The following is a 19,799-nucleotide window of genomic DNA, read 5'->3' as shown; positions in this document are numbered from 1 at the left end:
GTGTCCACAGTTGAGTATCTGCATGCGGAGCACGCCCTGGTCGAGGGTGTCTGGCGGTCACGGGTCCGGGTGGGTATCGATGCGGCCGGGCGGATTGCATCGGTCGATTGCGATAGCCCGGCGCAGCCGGACGATCAGCGCCTGACCCAGCGCGTACTGCTGCCCGCAGCTGCCAACCTGCACAGCCACGCATTCCAGCGGGCCATGGCGGGTCGCACCGAGCAACGCCATGCACAGCGCGATAGTTTCTGGAGCTGGCGCTCGCAGATGTACCGTTTTGTCGAGCGCATGACGCCTGAGGATTTGCAGGCCATTGCCGCTTACGCCTACATGGAAATGCTGGAAACCGGCTTTGCTGCAGTCGCCGAGTTCCACTATCTGCACCATGGCCCTGAGGGCCGGCCCTATGACGACCCGGGCTGCATGTCCGCCGCCATCATCGCGGCGGCCAGCGAGGCAGGCATCGGTCTCACCCACCTGCCGGTGCTGTACCAGCGCGGCGGTTTGGCGGACGAGCCAGTCACCGGCGGGCAACGCCGATTCCGCAGTTCGCTGGACGGCTATGCCGCACTGATCGGGCAGCTGCAATCTCGCTGGCGCGAGGCACCGGCCGACGCCGTGCTGGGCGTCGCCCCACACAGCCTGCGCGCCGTGGACGCGAACGGCCTGACACTGGCCGCCGGGCTACTCCCCGGCGCACCGGTCCACCTGCACATCGCCGAGCAGACGGCCGAGGTCGAGGCCGTGCAGGCCGCCACGGGCCAGCGGCCGGTTGCCTATTTGCTGGACCGGGCCGAGGTGGATGCAGGTTGGTGTCTGGTTCACGCCACACATCTGGATGATGCCGAGCTGGCCGGCCTGGCGCGCAGCGGTGCCACGGTGGGATTGGCGCCGATCACAGAGGCGAACCTGGGGGACGGCTTGTTTCGCGCCGCAGAGGCGGCGAACAGGGGGCAACGCTGGGGCGTAGGCAGTGATTCAAACGTTCGGATCGACCTACCGGGTGAGCTGCGCACCCTGGAATATGGTCAGCGACTGATCGAGCGCAGGCGCTGCGTATTGGCCGATGCCCGGCGCTCGACCGGTCGCTGGCTGTTTGATCAGGCCTGCGCCGGTGGGGCCGCAGCCCTGGGGCGCGATTGTGGGCGTCTGGCCGTTGGTCAATGGGCCGATCTCGTCACGCTGGATACCGGATCCATCGATCTTTGCGCCACGAAGGGAGACGGCTGGTTGGACGCCTGGCTGTTCGGCGCGGCCAGGCCCGTGGTTGCCGAGGTCTGGTCGGCGGGCCGGCCCGCGGTGGTGGCCGGTCGGCATCGCCGCCGTGACGCCCTCACGGCGGCGTATCGTCAAACCCTGCAACGGCTGACCACATGAGGACCGGCTACCGCGAGGTCAAGCAGGCACTGCTGGCCCGGCTGCGCGCCGGGGAGTGGCCGGCAGGCACCCTGATGCCGGGCGAGGTGCAGCTGGCAAAGGAGTTCGGTTGTGCCCGGGTGACGGTCAACCGCGCCATTCAGGAGCTGGCGGATGAGGGCATTGTGCTTCGGCGGCGGCGACGCGGGACCGAAGTGCTGGGCGACCGGGCCCGCCAGGCTCGGCTCACCCTGCATCAGGCTCGCCAGCAGGTGGAGTCACAGGGCCGGCACTATGGCTATCGTTGTCTCAGCCAGCGCAAGCTGAACGCGGGTGCGGGACTGGCGCGGCGGCTAGCGGTTCCCCAGGGCAGCCCGCTGCGAGCGCTGCGTTGTCTGCACCTGGCCAATGGTCGGCCATTCCAGCTGGAAACCCGGTGGATCAGCCTGTCGGCGGTGCCCGAGGCGGCGGCGCAGGATTATGCTGACCAGCCCCCGGGGGAGTGGCTCATGCGGGCCAAGCCCCTGAGCGAAGCGGAACATCGAATCCAGGCGGCGGCCGCCCGTCCACCCGAAGCCGCCAGGCTGCAGATCGCGCCGGGCGCCCCGGTGTTCGTCCTGAAGCGGCGAACGTGGTGGCGGGGCGAGCCGGTGACCTGGGCGCGTTTGCTGCACCCCGGCGAGGATTACGAACTGATTGTTCGCGACGGTTACTAGCCAGAACCTGGTCCGACGGTGGCCTGTCGTTGGCCTGAAATGTGCTGGGCGTACGATAAGGACTCTTGGCAGCACTGGGGATGCCGTTGGACACGAATCTGGGGACGAGCTGCCGTGCGTTGGCAGCGCGCATGGTGTCGCGCCGCTCCGTGGTGCAGGGACTTGCCGCGGGCGCCGTGGTGGGTTGCACCGACGGGGGCGGATTACAGGGCGAGGCACTGCCGGGCGCTGCAGACGTGGTCTCGCAAGTCGATGGGCTGCTGACCACGGATGACAGCGGTGGTCACATTCGGTCAGTCGACGAGTCGCATCTCCACCTGCTGCGGCGTATCAGCTTCGGCCCCACGCCGGAGAGCCTCGAGCGACTCAAGGCCATGGGGCAGACCGCCTACGTCGAGGAGCAGCTGACACTGCGTGACCACGCGGTGGAGCTGGATGTGCAGACGCGATACCCGCTGACGCAAAGCCCATCGCAAACCATCTACGCGACCACCGTCATTGGCGGCCAGCCGTACTGGCTTCACACCCGCCAGTACCAGAACGCCATGCTATACCGGGCTGCTCACTCGCGCGCCCAACTCTTCGAGGTGATGGTCGATTTGTGGAACGACCACTTCAACACCTACCTCTATAAAAATCCGGTCCCGCTGAAACTGGACTTCGACCGGACGGTGATTCGTCCCAACGCGCTCGGTAATTACAAGGACTTGCTGCGTGCCACGGTTTTCCATGGCGAGATGCTGCATTACCTGGACAACTACCTGAACCGTGCGGAGGCGATCAACGAAAACTACGCACGCGAATTGTTGGAACTGCACAGTCTCGGACGCGATGGCGGTTATGGCGAGGCCGACCTCAAGGCCTTGGCGCGGATTCTGAGCGGCTGGACCTATGTACGGTCGCCGGCCAATGTCTGGCGACCCACCGATGCCTTGGAATATGGCCAGGCGATCTTTGACGCGGCCGGCCACGACGCCGAACCCAAGACCTTTCTCGGCGAGTACTTTCCCGCCGGGGGTGGCGCCGAAGAACTGGATCGCGCGCTCAGCATCATCCTGGATCACCCGGGAACGGCTTGGCATGTGGCGCGCAAGCTTTGTCGTCGTCTGGTCGCCGATGAACCGTCCGAAGCACTGGTCGCGACGGTCGCCCAGCGATACCGGGACACCGACGGGGATATTCCCGCCATGCTGCGTCGCGTGCTGCGATCAGATGACTTTCGCAGCAGTGCCGGACAAAAGCTCAAACGGCCGATCCATGCCTTGATCGGCGCCGTGCGGGCCGTGGGCGTGGATCGGCTGGATCACACGCTCAACTACGGGCTTTACGGCGTGGCACACAACCCAGGCCAGCTGCTACAGCATCTGGAGCAAGCCGGGCAGGCGCCGTTCTCTTGGACGCCACCCGATGGCTTCCCGGATACCCGGGTGTATTGGGCCAATACCAACACCTTGCTGTACCAGCAAAAACTGATTGTTCGGCTGGCGGCGTCGCGCTCGTATAGCCACCTGCTGTCCGACCCGTTGGCTGCGCGGGAGCAAGGCCTGACCGTGGCCGACGATGTTGCCTACGCCACCACGGCACGCCAGGCGGTTAGCTACGCCATCGCCAACCTGCTGCTCGGTCCGGTGCCGGTCGATGCCGTGGCCCTGGCCATCGACTACATGGCGGATGGCGGCGACCCCGATGCGCCGCGCAGCCGCAATGAGCTGACCCAGCGCATACAGGGGTTGGTGCTTGCACTGTTGTCCTCACCCTGGTTCCTCGACAAATGACGACGCTGACCACACGACGTGACCTGCTCGGCTTGCCGAGCCATGCGACCCAGGCCGCCGCTGCCACCGGCACGGTGGTGGTGGTCTTCCAGCGCTTCGCCGCCGACTGGATCAACCTGCTCGTGCCGGCGGGCGACCCGGACTACGCGCGCCTGCGCAGCAATGTGCGTATCGACAATCCCTTGCCGCTGGACGGTTATTTCGGTCTGCATCCCGCGCTGTCGCCCCTGCAGCCGTTGTATCAGGCGGGCAGCCTGGGCTTTGTGACCGCAACCGGCTGGTTACCCGAATCGCTACGCGACCGGTCGCACTTCCAGGCGCAGCAATTGGCTGAGGCCGGCGGTGCCACGGGGGTGGACGGTGGCTGGCTGGGGCGCGGGATGAACGCGCTGGGCCCCCAGAGCAACCTCTGGGCCGGTTTGGCCGCGGAGTCCAGTGCGCCGGTCAGTCTGGAGGGCTATAACGGCACCATCGCCCTGCAGGATTTTTCGACCTACGATCACGGCTCGGTGGCCGGTGTCGGGGCAACAGCGCTGATCGAATCGCTGGCCGCGGTGGCGGGTGAGCGCGGTCAGGCGCTGCGCAACCTGTCGGCCTCCATGCAGGCCATTCAGGCAGAGCCCCCTGCGCCCACCGCACTCGATTACCCCAACACCAACCTGGGCCGTGGCCTGCGGACGGCGGCCGAGGCGATTCGGCACGGGCTGGCACCCCGGGTGATCACGGTGACCTCTGACGACGACTGGGACACCCACGTCAATCAGTTGTCACGGCACGAGGCCGCGCTACCGAATTTCGCCGCTGCGTTGCGTAGTTTTCACGATGATCTGGGCGAGCGCATGGCTGATGTCACGCTGGTGACGCTCACCGAGTTCGGTCGTAAGGCCATCGAGAACTTCAGCGGGACCGATCACGGCACCGCCTTCAGCATGCTGCTGATGGGCGGGCGTGTTCGCGGGGGGCAGGTGCTGGGGCAGTGGCCTGGTCTCGCCCAGGCGCAGTTGTTCCAGAACGAGGATTTGATGCCGACAACGGATTTTCGCAGCGTTCTGGGAGAGGTCTGGGGTCGGCACAGCCAGGCAGATGACGACACGCTGGAACGTGTGCTGCCGGGTGGTTATGCGACTCGTCCGAACTGGCTTGGCTGCATGACCTGACCCAACGGGTGGTTGGCGCGCCATCACCACAGGCGCTAACGTCCCTGCCTCGACCAGGGAGGGACGCACCCATGACCGAAGAAGTCACGTTTACCAGCCAGGGCACCACGCTGCGCGCCGGCCATTTTCAACCGGCAGATTCACCATTGACGGGCGCTGCCGGCACACCCTGTGTCGTCATGGCCCATGGCCTGGGCGGCACGCGGGCGGCCGGCCTGGAACCGTTTGCCGAGGCCTTTGCGGCCGCCGGTCTTCACGTTCTGTGTTTCGACTACCGTGGGTTTGGCAGCAGCGATGGCCAGCCGCGCCAGGTGGTCAGCGTCAAAATGCAGCTGGAGGACTGGGCAGCGGCCATCGCCTTTGCCCGCACCTTGGACGGTGTGGACCCCGCGCGCATTGCCACCTGGGGTAGTTCGTTCTCCGGTGCCCACGCGGTCACCGCGGCCGTGCGTGACGGACGCATTGCCGCCGTGAGTTCGCAGGGGGCCATGATGGATGGATTGGCCGCGCTGCAAAACGTGATTCGCAAGCAAGGCCTGCTGCATGGCCTGAAGCTGACACAAAAAGGATTAAGTGATGCCCTGCGCGGGGCCCTGGGTCTGCCCCGGGCCATGCTGCCGGTGGTGGCCGATCCGGGCGAACCCGGGGTGCTCACCACGCCGGATAGCAAACCCGGGTACACGCGCATCACGTCACCGGCCTGGCGCAATGAAATCTCCACCAGCTGGGCGGTGACGCTGGCGACTTACCGCCCCAATCTGCTGACACCGCGACTGCCGTGCCCAGCTTTGTTTTGTATTGCGACAGATGACGCGGTTGTGCCGCCCGCAGCCATGGAAGACGGGGCACGGCGGGCGCCCGATAAGGTGCGGGTCAAACGTTATGCAGCCGGGCATTTCGAGATCTACGTTCCACCGATGTTCGAGACCGTGGTGGCGGATCAGACCGCATTCTTTATGGAGACCCTTGCCCGCTAGGAAAGCGCTGCAGGCCCTCGGCCCGGAGCCAGACGCCGCCGCATTCGCGCAGACACTGTTCGGCCACCGTCGGTGGCACGCTCTGGCCAAAGAACATGGCGGGCGGCATGGCCACGGCCGGCAGGTGGCGTCGGGCGGCGTCGCAATCATCGACCGCCAGCACACGCCCGCTGGGACTCGCGTAAAGATGTACGGATTGCATGGGGCTGTCTCGGCAAGGCCTGTTTTGCTGTAACGCGATCTGCGCAAGAGAGCGGACAGCCTTTGATCAACCATCGGGTTGACGGCATTAATTTAACGTCGTTAATCTTTATTGATGGCCCGACAGGCAATGACAGAAGCGCAGGTTCAAGCCCGGCGCGAACAAATACTCGATGCCACGATGGCCGTCTTCGAGGCCGATGGGCTGGAGGCGGTGAGTTTTCGTCGCGTGGCCGCGCATCTGGGCTGCAGCTATTCGGCGCCTTATCGCTATTTCGCCAGCAAAGATGAGCTGCTCACCGCCTTGCGCGCGCGGGCATTTCGTTGGATGGAGCAGGCCATGCTGGAGGCCCTGGCCGGTGTCACCGGCTTTCGCGCGCGGCTGGCGGCGCTGTCCCGCGCCTTTATTGACGCCGCGCTCTCACACCCCCAGCGCTATGCACTGATGTTCTTCGAGTTACCGGACTCGGATCTGGCGCAACGGTCGCTGGAACTGGTGGCCGCCAAGCGCGATTCCCTGGATGTTTGCACCCAGGTGATTGCCCAAGGCGAGGCGGCCGGTGAGGTGGTGCTGGACTGTGATCCGCTGACGGCCAGCCATCTGCTGTGGGCGGGCGCGCACGGCATTGTTTCGTTGCAAATCGCCGGTCAGTTCGTCATGGGCCGGTCGGCCGAAGCGCTTGTACCTACGATGATTCAAGCGTTGATGCGCGGAATCGAGCGAGATGCCGACCGCGAGGTCGGCGCCCGACCGGGCGGCCCGTGAACGCAAGCAGTTGGAGGTGACGGGGTGGAACCGCAACAAGCATCACAGCATCGGGAATTCGCAATGACCGGACACCGGCTGACGGGGGGCGGAGATGTCGCATGAAACCGCGTTGCTGCCGGCGCAGCGCCGGCTGGTTGGTCATGGCGCATTACTGTTATTCGTCGGTGGCGTGATCGGCTTTGGCTTTTTGTTCTTCCTGATTGGTGAGGTCGCGCTGTGGCCGATTCCGTGGACCCTGGACTGGCAGCTGCCCGGCACCTACGACGCTTGGCGTATGGCGCATATGGAAGGCATCGTGAACGGCCTGGTGCTCTGGGTGGCTGCGGCGCTGTTGCCGGTGATGCCATTTACCGTCAAGGGTGCTGCCCGCATCGCGTTGGGCCTGATCATCGTGGCCTGGACCATTGTCATCGCCTCGGCACTGGACCCGCTGTTCCCGGAGAGCCGTGGGCTTGCGTTCGGTGGTCCGCTGAGCAACCAGTAAGGGAAGCACTGATCTATTCGCACCGCCAAGACGGAGCCGGTTTTCGCGCGAGCCCAGGCGGAGTGAGTGCCGCTTGGTTATTCCAAGTCAGTGAACGACAACGCAGGATCGCGGGAAAACCGGCCCGTTCCGTCTGGATTGCGCCTGCAAACAGGCCAGACTGCGTTGCTCGTCGTTCATTTGGAATGACCAAACTTCACTCCTCGCGCCTTGCCTGGCCTGTTTGCAGGCAGCAACTTGGCGGTGCGAATAGATCAGTGCTTCCCTAGCGTTTTTTCTGTTTTATGTCGGCGTGGTGCTGGTCATGGTCTTGTCGGCCGTCATCGCGTGGAAATGCCTCCGTCAACCGGGGTAGCGTGGCCGTATTCAGGGCACCGCGCCCAGCGTCCAGAGCACGGGGGGCTGGTCCGGCTCCCACGGCGCAAACTTCCGCATGATGGCCTGAAATCGGGCGCTGCCGACCCATCGCGTTAGCCAGGCGTGTAGCGCCGGGTAGGGGCGGCTATCCCACCATTGGGGTTCCACACCCGCAAACTGACGGACGAAGGGAAACAGGGCGACATCCGCGAGGCTGGCCTTCGGACTGACGAGCCCTCCGCCGTGCGCCTGCAGGCGGGCCTCCCAGTCGGCGAGTCGCTGCTCCGCCTGTTCACGGTAATGCTGCTGCGAGGCCTCGGGGTGACGCACGTGATACTTGTAGCGATCCAGCCAGTGCTTGAACGGGCCGTCGTTCTGGTCGATGAGCGCCTGCGTCTGGGCCTCGTCGCCGGCCAGCCACGCTTCGGGGTCCTGCTGCGCCAGCGCCCAGCGCATGACCGCGATGCTTTCCTCGATCACGGTGCCGTCAGCCAGCACCAGCACCGGTACGGTCGCCTTGGCTGAGGCCTGGAGCATGGCGTCGGGTTTTTGCTTGAGCAGCACCTCACGGTGTTCGACCGTGATGTTGGCCACCGACAAGGCCATCCGCGCCCTGATTGCATAGGGGCAGCGACGAAAGGAATACAGCGTGGGGTGGGGCTTAACCACGAGCGGCCCGCCGTTGGTCGCGCCGCATCTCCAGCGCGGCCCGGCGCTGGGGCGTCAGGCTGTCGATGCAGTGCGGGCAGCTGATGTCCGCCTCGAAGGCCTCGGAAGCCTGTTCCTCGCGGGTCAACGGCTCGCCGCAGGCCTCACATTGCACGGCATGGCCGGGCCGTAGCTGATGGTCCACCGAAACCCGCTCGTCGAACACATAGCACTCGCCGCGCCAGAGACTCTCCTGCTCCGGAACGGTCTCCAGGTATTTCAGGATGCCGCCGCGCAGGTGGTAGACCTGCTCAAAGCCCTGGTCCTGCAGATAGGACGTGGCCTTTTCGCAGCGAATGCCGCCGGTGCAGAACATGGCAATGGGGCGCTGCTCCTGACCCTTGAGCTCGCGGGCCACGTAGTCGGGAAACTCGCGAAAATTCTCCGTGCCGGGTGACTGTGCATGCTCGAAGCTGCCGAGCTTGACCTCGTAGTCATTCCGGGTGTCGATGACCAGTACATCGGGATCCTCCAGCAGGGCGTTCCACTGGTTGGGGTCGACATAGGTACCGACATGCTCGCGTGGATTCACGCCGGGCACGCCCAGCGTCACGATCTCCCGCTTGAGTTTGATGCGCAGACGCGAAAACGGATTGCGTTCGGCATACGAGCGCTTCTCGTCCAGCTCACGGAACCGAGGGTCGGTGCGCAGATGGGTGAGCACGGTATCAATCCCCGATCGCGTCCCCGCCAGTGTGCCGTTAATGCCTTCACCGGCCAGCAGCAAGGTGCCCAGCACGCCGGCCTGCTGACAGACCTCACGCAGGGGCACCTGCAGGGATTCGAACTCGGGGAGCGGCGCGAAGTGGTACAGCGCCGCGATCACGACTTGAGACATGCGTGGATCGGCTGGACAGAAGGCCCACCAGTTTAATCGACTGCGGCCGTTAGCTATCACAGCCGCGGCGGATGTTGCAGCGGCTTTACATTTTGAACATCGACGCTTGTCGATAATTTCGACCGTTTAGCGGCACAAGACCTAGAAAAGTCGAGTCGTTGGTCGCTACCTGCGTGATCGTGCGTTTGGAGACTTTGTGATGTTGGATAGTGTTCGGCCCTTGGCGAAGGCAGGCGCGACTGCCTCGACGTGGGTGCGTCGGGGCCTGCCGGCCTGTTTGGCCGGCATCAGTGCCGCGACCTTCGCCCATGCGCCCTCCAACGACTTGCTCAACCTGGACTTCGACCAGCTCACCGAGATCATGGTCTCTGAGGCCTCGGGGTTCGAGCAGGCCCCCTGGGACGCCCCGGTCAATGTCACGGTCATCACGCGCGAGAACATCCGAGACTTCGGCTGGCTGACGCTAAGCGATGCGCTGGGCAGTCTGGCCGGCTTGTTCGCACGCAATGACCGGAACTACGACTATCTGGGCACGCCGCTGTCGGGTGACTACAACAGCCGGTACCTGTTGCTCATTGATGGCGTACGGGCAACCGATGGCATCTACAACCAGGCGTTGACCGGGCACACGGCGCTCATCGGCCTGGAGTCGGTGGAACGCATCGAATACATCGCAGGCCCCGGTTCGTCCCTGCACGGCGGCAACGCGTACTACGGCACCATTAATGTGGTGACGGTGTCCGGTCGCGATGGGGGCGAGGCCGGCTTCCAGGTCGGCAGCCTCGGCGTGGCACGCGGCTATGCGTCCATGCATGAGCACCTGGGGCGGGCACAGATCAGCGTCAGCGGCAGCCGCTACAAGCGCAGCGGCGATGATGTTTACTATCCGGAATTCGATACACCGGACCAGAACCGGGGTGTGGCGACCGGCCTCGACGGCGAGACGGACGAGAACATCTACCTGCGGCTCGCACAGGGCGGCACGCAGCTGCAGCTGGCCTACTCTGATCGCCACCGGGATGTTTCTACGGCGTCGTACGAGCAGGCATTCAACCAGCCCGGGTCCTGGACGCAGGATCAAAGCCTGCTGCTCAGCCTGAAGCACGACCGGCAGCTCGGGTCAGCCACGGACCTGGGTGTCGAGGCCTCGCTCAACCGTTACCGGTACACGGGCCACTATGTCTATGGTGCGAGCGAAGATGACCTCAGCGTGGATGTGGCCAAGTCCCTGAGCGTGCGGCTGGCGGGTCGGATCCGTCACGAAGTGTCCGCGCAACTACGCTTGCTGGCGGGTCTGGACTGGCAGCGCGACACCGAGCTGCTGCAGCAGAACTTGACCCCGTCGACACGTGAGTTCTTCCTGAATCGCAACGACCAGCGGGAGCACGCGGGGCTTTATGTGGCGGGCGAGTGGCAGCCGACGGAGCGGGTGACGAGCCACCTGGGTTTGCGGCTGGATGACGACTCGATCTCCGGGTCACAGTTCAGCCCGCGACTGGGTGTGTCCGTCCGCTTTAACGATGCGGTCACGGCCAAGCTGGGCCTGGCCCAGGCATATCGACCGCCCAATGCCTATGAGCTGTACTACGAGGTGCCGGGCGAGGGGGGCTCGCGGGCCAATCCAACGCTGAAGTCCGAACGGATCCGCACCAGCGAGTTCAGTCTGAACCTGCGCCCGGCCGGCCGCTTTCAGTACCGCTTCTACGGGTACCACGCCACCTTGTCCGACCTGCTGGTGCAGGTGCCGATTCCGACGACGGGCGAGCTGATCTTCGTCAACGGAGGCAATGTGCATGTCACCGGCCTGACGAGCGACGCCACCGCGTCCTTCGACTCCGGCGCCACCCTGCGGGTCGGGCTGGCCTATACCGGCTATCACATGCACCACGAACTGGTGGAGACCGAGACGGTGACGCTATCGGCGATCAATACCAACCTCACGGTGCCGCTACTTGATCATCGGGTGATTGCAGGTGTCGAAGGCCGGTATATGGCACCGATCCAGGGATGGCGAGGCGAGTCCGACGCCTTCGGTCTTGTTCACCTGAATCTGCGCGCGCCGAATCTACCGTTCGGCCTGGAGGCGAGCCTGCGAATTGCCAACCTGCTCGATACCGATTACGGCTATGTCGGTGGCCCCGAGCATCTGCAGACCACGCTGCCGCAGGATGGTCGCAGCTTGCTCTTCGGCCTGCGCATGGATTGGTAATGCAGTCTCTCTACCCTTATCAAGGATTGCGCTGGCTCTGCCTGATCGCTGCGTTGGCGGCCGCATGGCCGGCTGCCGCCCGTTACGCGCCCAAGCGCGATCTTGAAGTGGCGTACGTCTACAACATTCTCCGTTTCACCACCGGATTCGCCGTGCAGGAGAAACAACCGCTGGTGGTTTGCATTGACGGGGATCAGCAGGCGCTGCATGCCTTTCGAGCGCTGGACGGGCGGCCGGTGCAGGGTGCGCCGGTGGATGTCCGCAGCTACGCCGCGGCACGCGTGACAAACTGCCATGCGCTGGTCATTGCGGCACCGACATTGCTGCAATGCCCCAACGCCCCCGGCCTGCTCACGATCGCCACGCTGGATCAGCCGGTTCGCCAGTGCATGATCGAACTTGTGGCTCAGCCCAAGAAGATTGGCTTCCGGGTGGATCGCGACACGGCGCATGCCTTTGGCCTAGAGTTCAGTGCCACGCTGTTGCGCCTGGCGCAGGAGGTTAAGGGGTGAATCCCAGCACACCGGCCAGTGCGCGCGTCCGCAGCACCCTGCGCTACACCGCCATTGCCCTGGCCGTCCTGGGCGTTGTGCAGCTGGTGGCGTTATACGAACTGCTGATGCGTGATCTGGCCCATATGGTCCTGACGCAGGCCGAACTGGTGGCCGACAATGCTGCTGCAGCCGTGGTGTTCGAGGACGAAACCGACGCCCAGGCATTGCTGGAAAGCCTGCAGCGCACGCCCGAGGTCATGGGCGCCACGCTGGCGACCCCGCAGGGAGTCCTGGCCCAGGTGGGGCAGATCACGCGCAGCCAGCAAATCCGCTCGAGGTCGGGTTCGCAGGCGCAGGTTGTTCGCGCACCCGATCACGTGATTGCGCGGGCGCCCGTACGTGCGGATGGGGCTGTGGTCGGGACCACCTGGGTTCAATATTCCACCGCGTCCGTGTGGATGCAGCTCGGCACGTTCGCGACACTGACGCTGGTGGCCTGCCTGGCCGCCTGGTTCACCTTGGCGGTCATCGCCCGCCGGCTGGCCGGGGCCGTCGACCATGCCAGTCGCCGTCTGGAACATCTGGCGCGTGTCGATGTGGTCACGGGCTTGCCCAACCGGCGCGCTTTCAACCAGGTGCTATCCGAGCGCTTGGCTCAGGATGGCAGCCGGACGCTAATCGCCATCATCGATCTCGACAACTTCAAGGATGTGAACGACGGGTTCGGTCATGCCGTGGGCGACAAGATGCTCCAGACCTTGGGCGCGCGTCTGGCGGGCGATACGGTGCGCAGTTCCGGCGTACGCGTTTTTCGTTTGGGGGGCGATGAGTTTGGGGTCATCGCCGCGTTGTCGGCACATCGCGATTCGCCAACCCAGATTCTGCGGGACATCCGTCGCGTGCTCACTCCGCCACTGACGGTCGACCAGCACCAGTTCCAGGTGGCCGCGAGTATCGGCGCCTGTACGGCACCGATGGACGGGACCGAGCCCGAGGAGCTATTCCGCAAGGCTGATACCGCGATGTACGAGATCAAGCGTCGCGGCAAGAACGATTTCTGTCTTTATCACCCCGCGATCGAGCAGGCCTACCAGGAACGGCTGGTGCTGACGCGGGAGCTGCGCGATGCCGTGGCGGCCAAAGAGCTGACCTTGTTCTACCAGCCGGTGATCAATCTCCAGAGCGGTCGCATCGACGGCGTGGAAGCCCTGCTGCGCTGGCAGCATCCGGGGCGCGGCTGGGTGTCGCCCGGCGTGTTTATTCCACTGGCTGAGAGCTGCGGACTGATTGCCGAAATCGGTCGCTGGACTTTGGAGGCGGCCTGCGAACAGGCGATGGCCTGGCAGGCAGCGGGTGAGGCGCCGGTCAACATGGCCGTCAACATCTCGATGGCGCATTTGCTGGAACCCGAGTTCCTGGGCCATTTGCGTCATACCCTGACGATCAGCGGGCTGCAGCCCAGCCGTCTCAAGCTGGAGATCACCGAAAGCGTGCTGGCCGAGTCCTTCGACGCGGTGTCGGCGCGGCTCTCACATATCCGCGCTCTCGGGGTTCGGCTCTCCGTGGATGACTTCGGTACGGGCTATTCGTCGCTGGCGTACCTGCCGGCCTTCCCGGTGCAGGAGCTGAAGATCGACAAGAGCTTCGTTTCGCGCCTGCCCGGTGACGGCGAACCCATTGTCGAGGCGATTCTGCGGCTGGCAGAGAGTTTTGACATGGATGTCGTTGCCGAGGGTGTGGAAACGCTGGAGCACCTCGCCTACGTGCGATCGGCAGGTTGCGGACACGTGCAGGGCTTTTTGTTCTCTCCCGCCGTGCCCCCGGATGAGTTGGCCGAGCTACGGCGTGACTTCAAGTTGGGTGATCGCCTGGTCACCGATACGCCGGCGCATCGCAGCGTGGTCGCCATCGGTGAACATGCGCGACCGGCTAACCAGGAGATGTAAACCCGGCTCGCCACCCGCCTTGGTGGCCGAGAGCGACCCGCCCGCTCGTCACGCCGTTCGGTCTGGCGGAGTATGCGATCATGCCGCGCGTCCATGGTCACCCAGACACAGGGCGAGCGATCGGCCTGCTTTCACGCCCACGCTCGTCGGCCGCAGCGTCATTGTCTGCCTCGTCTGGATTCAGGCCATGCTTTGATCAAGGAGTGGTGATGGCGAAACGACAGGACGACAGCGCGAACTCGGCTCCTGGCGCCCCGCCCATCGTTGCCATCGGCGCGTCCGCTGGAGGGCTGGCGGCCTACGAGGCGTTCTTCAAGGCCGCACCCAGCCGCATGGGCATGGCATTCGTCCTGGTCCCCCACCTGGATCCGCGGCGGCACAGTCTGATGGTGGATCTGGTGTCCAAGTACACCGCCATGCCGGTGGCCCAGGCGGTGGATGGCCAGGCGGTCAAACCGGATCACGTTTACATCATTCCGCCGGACCGTTACCTGTCCATCGCCGATGGCGTGCTGCGCCTGCACCAGCCCAAGGAGCCACGCGGGCTGCGGATGGCGATTGATTTCTCGTTCCGTTCGCTGGCCGAGAGTGCCCGCGAGCGGGCCGTGGCGATTATTTTGTCCGGTACCGGAACCGATGGCACCCAGGGGCTGAAAGCCGTCAAGGGCAATGGCGGCATGGCCATGGTTCAGGAGCCGGGCAGCGCCCAGCACGACGGGATGCCGCGATCGGCAATTCGCAGCGGCGTGGTCGATTTCGTGCTGCCGCCGGCGGGTATGCCCGAAGTCCTACGCCAGTATGTCCAGCATCAGTACGTGCGTGCTGCCGATGTGGCCGTGCCTCAAACGGGCACGCGTGAGCAGGACATCGAGGCCGTGCTGTCGATCATCCGGGCGCGGACCCGGCACGATTTCCGGCGTTACAAGCGCGGGACGGTGCTGCGCCGTGTGCAGCGGCGTATGGGGCTGCGCCAGATGCACCGCATGAGCGATTACCTGACGCTGCTGCGGCGTGATGCCACCGAGGTGTCGCAGCTATTTGACGATTTGTTGATCGGGGTCACCCAGTTCTTCCGCGAGCCGGACTACTTGGAGGCCCTGGAACAGCAGGTGATCGAGCGGCTGCTGGAGAAGCCTGATGACCAGCCGATCCGCGTGTGGGTGCCCGGCTGCGCCACAGGCGAGGAGGCTTACAGCATCGCCATCGCCATTATGGACGGTGCCTCGCGAGTGGGTCGGCCGCTGAATCTGCAGATCTTCGCCACCGATGTGGACGAGCGGGCGCTGGCCGTTGGGCGCACGGCGGTCTACCCCGAAAGCATTGCTGGCGATATGTCCGAGGACCGGTTGCGGCGCTACTTTACCGGCGAAGACCATTGCTACCGGGTCAGCAAGCCGGTGCGCGAATGCGTGGTGTTTGCCCGGCAGGATTTGATTAACGACCCCCCGTTCTCCCGCCTGGATCTGGTGTCCTGCCGTAATTTGCTGATCTACCTGGAAGGCGACCTGCAGCATCGCATCCTGTCGTTGTTCAGCTTTGCGCTGAACGACGAGGGCTTCCTGTTCCTCGGGAGTTCAGAAACTATCGGCCGCGCAGACAAGCTGTTTCGTCCGCTGGACAAACGTGCTCGCATCTTCCAGCGCGTGCAGGGCGCATCGCTGTTCGAACGGCAGAGTTTCCCGGCGCGGACGGTGACGCCCAGCGATCCGCCCGAACTGGACCTGGAACCGGTCGACTCGCCGATGGGCACCGAGCTGTTGGGGCCTTACGTTCAGGGTGTGCTGCTGGAGCGTTTTGTGCCGGCGTCGGTCGTGGTCACCGACCACCATGAGATTGTTCAACTGTTCGGTGCCACAGGCGATTATCTGCAACTGCCCAACGGCCCTCCCAGCAATGATTTGCTGCAGCTGTCGCGGCGGGGTCTGCGCATGAAACTGCGGCAGATCATTCGCCAGGCCGGTGTGGATCACAGCACGGTGTCGGTGATGGCCCGCGTGCCCGGCGGCCCGGTGCCGCAGGTATGGGTGAGTGCGAGCCCGTTGGACCACCCGCGGGTCGCCGAAAATCTGTTCCTGGTCAGCTTTCAGCCGGCCACCGTGCCCGAGAGCGACGAGCGTTCTGACGTCGCCATTGGCAGCGAAGATGAGGGCGTGGTTGCCCAGTTGGAAAACGAGCTCAAATCCACCCGCGAAGAATTGCAGGGGACGATCGAGGAACTGGAAACCTCGAACGAGGAGCTCAAGACCTCCCATGAGGAGGCCATGAGCATGAATGAGGAATTGCAGTCGGCCAACGAGGAACTGGAAACCTCGAAGGAAGAGCTGCAATCGCTCAACGAAGAACTCTCGACCGTGAATACCGAGTTGCAGGAGAAGCTCGACGAGCTTGAGAAGACCAATAACGATCTGGGCAATCTGCTGGCCAGTACCGAGTTCGCCACGCTGTTCCTCGATACGCAGGGCCTGATCCGCCGCTTCACGCCGTCGGCGCGGCGCCTGTTCAATCTGATTCCCACCGACATCGGTCGGCCGATTGACGATATCGCCAACCGGATCCGCGGTGGCGATTCGCTGCTGGACGATGTGCGTGCGATTTCCGAGGGCGCCGAGCCGGTGGAGGATGAGGTGCAGGACGTCGATGACGCCTGGTATATCCGGCGCATCATGCCGTATCGCACGGCGGATCAAGCCATCGCCGGCGTGGTCGTGACCTACGCCGAGGTCACCCCACTCAAGACCGCCCAGGCGCGGCTAAGGGCCAGCGAGGCGCGCTACCGGACCCTGTACGACCACACGCCGACCATGTTCTTTACCCTGACCGAGGCGCTGACCATCGCATCGGTTAACCGTTATGGCGCGGAGCAGCTGGGGGCCGAGCCCGAGGACCTGCGCGGTCAGGCCTTTGCCGAACTCACGGTTGATGCCGGCCGCACCGAGCGTCTGCTACGCAAGGCGTTCGAGACCAGTGAGCAGGAGCAACGCTGGGATGCCCGGCTGTCCGGTCCGAATGACGCGTTGCTGTGGGCCCGTTGTATCGCCCGTGCGGTGGATGTGGGTGACCAGCCCACGCTCTTCGTGCTGTGCCAGGACCTGACCACCGAGAAGCGGCTGAGCGATCAGCTGGAGTTTCACGCCACCCACGATGCCCTGACTGGCTTGCTGAACCGGCGCGAGTTCGACGCGGTGCTGCGACGCATTCTGCGCAGCACGCGGGGCGCGCATACCCGCCACACGGTGCTGCGGGTCGATCTCAGCAATTTCAGGCTTATTAACGACACGGCGGGGACCGAGGTCGGTGATTCGATTCTGCGGCAGTTCGGTGGCCTGCTGCGGGAGCTGACGCGGGGGCGGGACATCGTGGCGCGCCTCGGTGGGGACGAGTTCGGCATCATCATGGAGTACTGCCCGGTGGCCGAAGCGCGCCGAATCGTGGACACGCTTCGCTCCGCACTGGCCGAGCAAGTCTTCGAGGTGGACGCGCATCGGTACCAGCTGGACGCCTATTTCGCTTTGGTCGGCATCGACGATGAGTCGCTGGGCCCGGCCGAGGTGATGCGGCGGGTGGACGTGGCCGGTCACGCCGCGCGCACCAAGGGTCCGGGCACGGTTGCCGAGTTCGACGAGGCGGATCAGGACAGTCAGCAGCGACGTGCCGAAATGCACTGGGGCGGTGAAATTCGTGATGCCATCGCGCAAGGCCGTATTCACCTAGCCTGCCAGCCGATTGTGGCGACCGGAACCGACCGTGTGGTCGGGTTCGAGCTGCTGCTGCGCCTGCGTGACGAGCATGGGGTTGTGCATCCGGATACACAGGCCCTGATCTCGGCCGCCGAGGTGTATGGCCTGGCGACGGAGGTGGACCTGCATGTGACAGAACTGGCCTTGCAGCAACTGGCGGCGCGGCTGCCGCAGCTGTCGGACCTGGAATTCATTTCGATCAATCTCTCGGGTCAGAGTCTGGGGCGAAGCGGATTCGCCGAGCGCATTCTTGAGTTGATCGCGCAGTCCCGGGTCCCGGCCAGCAAGCTGTGCTTCGAGATCACCGAAACCGCGACGATCTCGAATCTGGAGCGGGCCATCGAATTCGTCCGTCAGCTGCGCAGCCGTGGTTGCCGGGTGGCCATCGATGACTTCGGCAGTGGGTTGGCATCGTTTCACTACCTGAAGTCGCTGCCCTGCGATCTGGTCAAGATTGATGGTGCTTTTGTGCGTGACATGCTGAACGACCGCGCCAGCCTCGATCTGGTGACAGCCATCGATGGCATTGCCAAATTGCTGGGGGTGCGCACCGTGGCCGAGTTTGTTGAGACCGAGCAAATCGACCAAGAGGTTTGCCGCCTGGGCATCGATTATCGACAGGGCGCACGTTTTCCGCTGGCCCCGGATCTCGACTCGGCCTTGGATCAGCTGGCGGGTTCCGCCCAGGGCCGACAAATCGATAGGTAGTCGCGAACACGTTTGCGCAGCTCGCTGAGCCACTGTCGGGTGGCACCGGGACTTCGGTCCAGCAGGCGCCCGATTTCCGGCGCGGTGAATTGCTCCACGCTGGCCCAGACCAGCGCCTGCGCGCCCTCCGGGTGGGCTGCGGCAAACCGCGCGAACTGCTGGCGCACACAGTCGTCCAGATCCTGTTGGTCGGTGTGCTCGGCCGCCTCGTCGACCGGTTCACGCCACTGCGCCAGATCGGTGTGACGCTGCGCGGGGCGCCGACAGAAATCCAGCCACTGCGAACGCGCCACCTGCCATAGCCAGGCGCGGGGCTCATCCACGGTCGTCCCCTGGTCCAGGGCCCGAACCAGTCGTACAAAGGCGTCCTGACAGCACTCATCGGCGTCGGCGGTGCTGGCGCCCCGTCGCAGAAAGTAGGCGCGGTACCGGGGCGCATAGTCGGCGTACAACGCGGACAAGGCTTCGCGTCGCGCATCGCCACCCTGGGCAATGGCGTTCAGCCACTGGCGTTCGCTCATGGCGCGACCTCCTGCGTTTCAGCGACGAGTGCCAGCACGCCCTGGTCTGGCAGCCTGGGCCAGTCGATGGTCGTGGGCAGGCGCTCGATCATCTGCTGCCTGGCTTCGGGCGTGCTCCAGCGAATACGCAGGACCGGAGCATGCGCTGTGCGGTGGACGGTCAGCCCGTCCACATCGAGCAGGCGCAGCTCTACGGTCTCCAGGCTCAAGCCAGTGTTCGCGGGCAACCGGATGCGCAGCGGCGGTGGGGCGAATGCCTGTGGCCTGGCCAGTGGTTTGGATGCCTGCTGGGCTGGCGGCCGCGCGGCTTGCGGGGGTGGTGGGCCGCTTGCTGCTTCCGGATGATGCTGACCGCGCGCCTGTGCGTCTGCCGGGTCGGCGTCGGGCGCTGTGAGCGCGCGAGCAGCCGGGGCGGTGTCGGCCTGGGGCGCGGACGGCCGGGCGGCCTCGGCTCGTTGTTCATCCTGCCGCTTGGCCCGTGCCGTCACTTCTGCCGCCATCTGGTTTGCACGCGGGTCGGACCGGAGCGGCTGGGCGGGTGGCGGCGCGGATTCCATGCGGGGCCGGTCTGGCCACAACCACCAACTCAGCGATACGCCGAGCATCAGGCTGGCGGCCACACCCATCCAGCTTGGAACGCCGCGTCGCCGCGTCGGTGCCGTGGCGGTGGTCAGCAGGCCCTCCTGCTCCAGTCGCCGGAACAAGCGTTGCCGGCCCAGCTCATCGACCGGGGACTGGCTGGCGTCACGGAGCAGCCGGGCCAGTGCACGGTCCATGGGATCGTCCGCGGCGCGCCGCCCCGCGAGGCCGTCCAGCCAGTCGTCGATGTCGTCCTTCATCGCGATA

16 protein-coding genes are annotated in these 19,799 nt (G+C 64.9%); 11 read left to right on the top strand and 5 right to left on the bottom strand.

From position 1 onward, the window contains the following. The 5 genes from DEH80_RS13650 (at position 1) to DEH80_RS13630 (ending at position 5,981) form a co-directional block, all read left to right on the top strand. Positions 1-1,377: a formimidoylglutamate deiminase gene (locus tag DEH80_RS13650; protein WP_207774604.1), complete on the top strand. Its 1,377-nt coding sequence runs from the start codon at positions 1-3 to the stop codon at positions 1,375-1,377. After that, a complete protein-coding gene (gene hutC / locus DEH80_RS13645; RefSeq protein WP_109721065.1) occupies positions 1,374-2,072 on the top strand; it encodes a histidine utilization transcriptional repressor HutC in 699 nt (232 codons plus the stop codon). The genes DEH80_RS13650 and hutC overlap by 4 nt, the downstream gene beginning before the upstream one ends. A gap of 80 nt (positions 2,073-2,152) precedes the next feature. Then, on the top strand, positions 2,153-3,847 hold the full coding sequence (locus tag DEH80_RS13640) for a DUF1800 domain-containing protein (protein WP_109721064.1): 1,695 nt from the start codon (positions 2,153-2,155) through the stop codon (positions 3,845-3,847). Then, positions 3,844-5,004 carry a DUF1501 domain-containing protein gene (locus tag DEH80_RS13635; protein ID WP_109721063.1) on the top strand — a complete coding sequence of 387 codons (1,161 nt, stop codon included), beginning with the start codon at positions 3,844-3,846 and terminating at the stop codon, positions 5,002-5,004. The genes DEH80_RS13640 and DEH80_RS13635 overlap by 4 nt, the downstream gene beginning before the upstream one ends. A gap of 71 nt (positions 5,005-5,075) precedes the next feature. Then, the gene (locus tag DEH80_RS13630; protein ID WP_109721062.1) at positions 5,076-5,981 is read left to right on the top strand and encodes an alpha/beta hydrolase; all 906 of its coding nucleotides are present in this window, start codon (positions 5,076-5,078) and stop codon (positions 5,979-5,981) included. Here the strand turns inward: DEH80_RS13630 and DEH80_RS13625 are convergent. Continuing rightward, positions 5,959-6,183, bottom strand: coding sequence for a hypothetical protein (locus DEH80_RS13625; protein WP_133249245.1), 225 nt, complete (start codon positions 6,181-6,183; stop codon positions 5,959-5,961). The two genes, DEH80_RS13630 and DEH80_RS13625, sit on opposite strands and share 23 nt — an antisense overlap. Before the next feature lie 129 nt (positions 6,184-6,312). Between DEH80_RS13625 and DEH80_RS13620 the strand changes: the two genes are divergently transcribed. Next, on the top strand, positions 6,313-6,948 hold the full coding sequence (locus DEH80_RS13620; protein WP_165831474.1) for a TetR/AcrR family transcriptional regulator: 636 nt from the start codon (positions 6,313-6,315) through the stop codon (positions 6,946-6,948). Positions 6,949-7,042: 94 nt separating this feature from the next. Next, positions 7,043-7,435 (top strand): styrene oxide isomerase, encoded by a 393-nt coding sequence (locus tag DEH80_RS13615; RefSeq protein WP_109721059.1) that lies wholly within the window; start codon positions 7,043-7,045, stop codon positions 7,433-7,435. 366 nt (positions 7,436-7,801) lie between these two features. On the opposite strand, the gene DEH80_RS13610 is transcribed toward DEH80_RS13615, so the two are convergent. Together DEH80_RS13610 and trhO are read right to left on the bottom strand one after the other, a co-directional pair. After that, positions 7,802-8,461, bottom strand: a complete 660-nt coding sequence (locus DEH80_RS13610; RefSeq protein WP_109721058.1) for a glutathione S-transferase — start codon at positions 8,459-8,461, stop codon at positions 7,802-7,804. Further along, a complete protein-coding gene (gene trhO / locus DEH80_RS13605) occupies positions 8,454-9,338 on the bottom strand; it encodes an oxygen-dependent tRNA uridine(34) hydroxylase TrhO (protein WP_109721057.1) in 885 nt (294 codons plus the stop codon). The genes DEH80_RS13610 and trhO overlap by 8 nt, the downstream gene beginning before the upstream one ends. 199 nt (positions 9,339-9,537) lie before the next feature. Between trhO and DEH80_RS13600 the strand changes: the two genes are divergently transcribed. The 4 genes from DEH80_RS13600 to DEH80_RS13585 all read left to right on the top strand — a co-directional run bounded on the left by DEH80_RS13600 (position 9,538) and on the right by DEH80_RS13585 (position 18,432). Next, positions 9,538-11,547, top strand: a complete 2,010-nt coding sequence (locus tag DEH80_RS13600; protein WP_109721056.1) for a TonB-dependent receptor plug domain-containing protein — start codon at positions 9,538-9,540, stop codon at positions 11,545-11,547. After that, positions 11,547-12,059 (top strand): YfiR family protein, encoded by a 513-nt coding sequence (locus tag DEH80_RS13595; protein WP_165831473.1) that lies wholly within the window; start codon positions 11,547-11,549, stop codon positions 12,057-12,059. Before DEH80_RS13600 ends, DEH80_RS13595 begins: the two co-directional genes overlap by 1 nt. Then, positions 12,056-13,987 (top strand): putative bifunctional diguanylate cyclase/phosphodiesterase, encoded by a 1,932-nt coding sequence (locus DEH80_RS13590; RefSeq protein ID WP_109721054.1) that lies wholly within the window; start codon positions 12,056-12,058, stop codon positions 13,985-13,987. Before DEH80_RS13595 ends, DEH80_RS13590 begins: the two co-directional genes overlap by 4 nt. A 209-nt stretch (positions 13,988-14,196) precedes the next feature. Continuing rightward, complete coding sequence (locus DEH80_RS13585; protein ID WP_165831472.1) at positions 14,197-18,432, top strand: EAL domain-containing protein; 4,236 nt, start codon at positions 14,197-14,199, stop codon at positions 18,430-18,432. On the opposite strand, the gene DEH80_RS13580 is transcribed toward DEH80_RS13585, so the two are convergent. Together DEH80_RS13580 and DEH80_RS13575 are read right to left on the bottom strand one after the other, a co-directional pair. After that, positions 18,390-18,953: an RNA polymerase sigma factor gene (locus DEH80_RS13580; protein ID WP_109721052.1), complete on the bottom strand. Its 564-nt coding sequence runs from the start codon at positions 18,951-18,953 to the stop codon at positions 18,390-18,392. The two genes, DEH80_RS13585 and DEH80_RS13580, sit on opposite strands and share 43 nt — an antisense overlap. Further along, entirely contained in the window at positions 18,950-19,792 is an 843-nt protein-coding gene (locus DEH80_RS13575) for a hypothetical protein (RefSeq protein ID WP_109721051.1), read from the bottom strand. Before DEH80_RS13575 ends, DEH80_RS13580 begins: the two co-directional genes overlap by 4 nt. Positions 19,793-19,799 lie beyond the last annotated feature (7 nt).

The organism is Abyssibacter profundi, assembly GCF_003151135.1.
Taxonomy (GTDB): Bacteria; Pseudomonadota; Gammaproteobacteria; order Nevskiales; family OUC007; genus Abyssibacter; species Abyssibacter profundi.
Note: the sequence above shows the minus strand (reverse complement) of the source record. Positions and strands in the feature narration are given on the sequence as shown.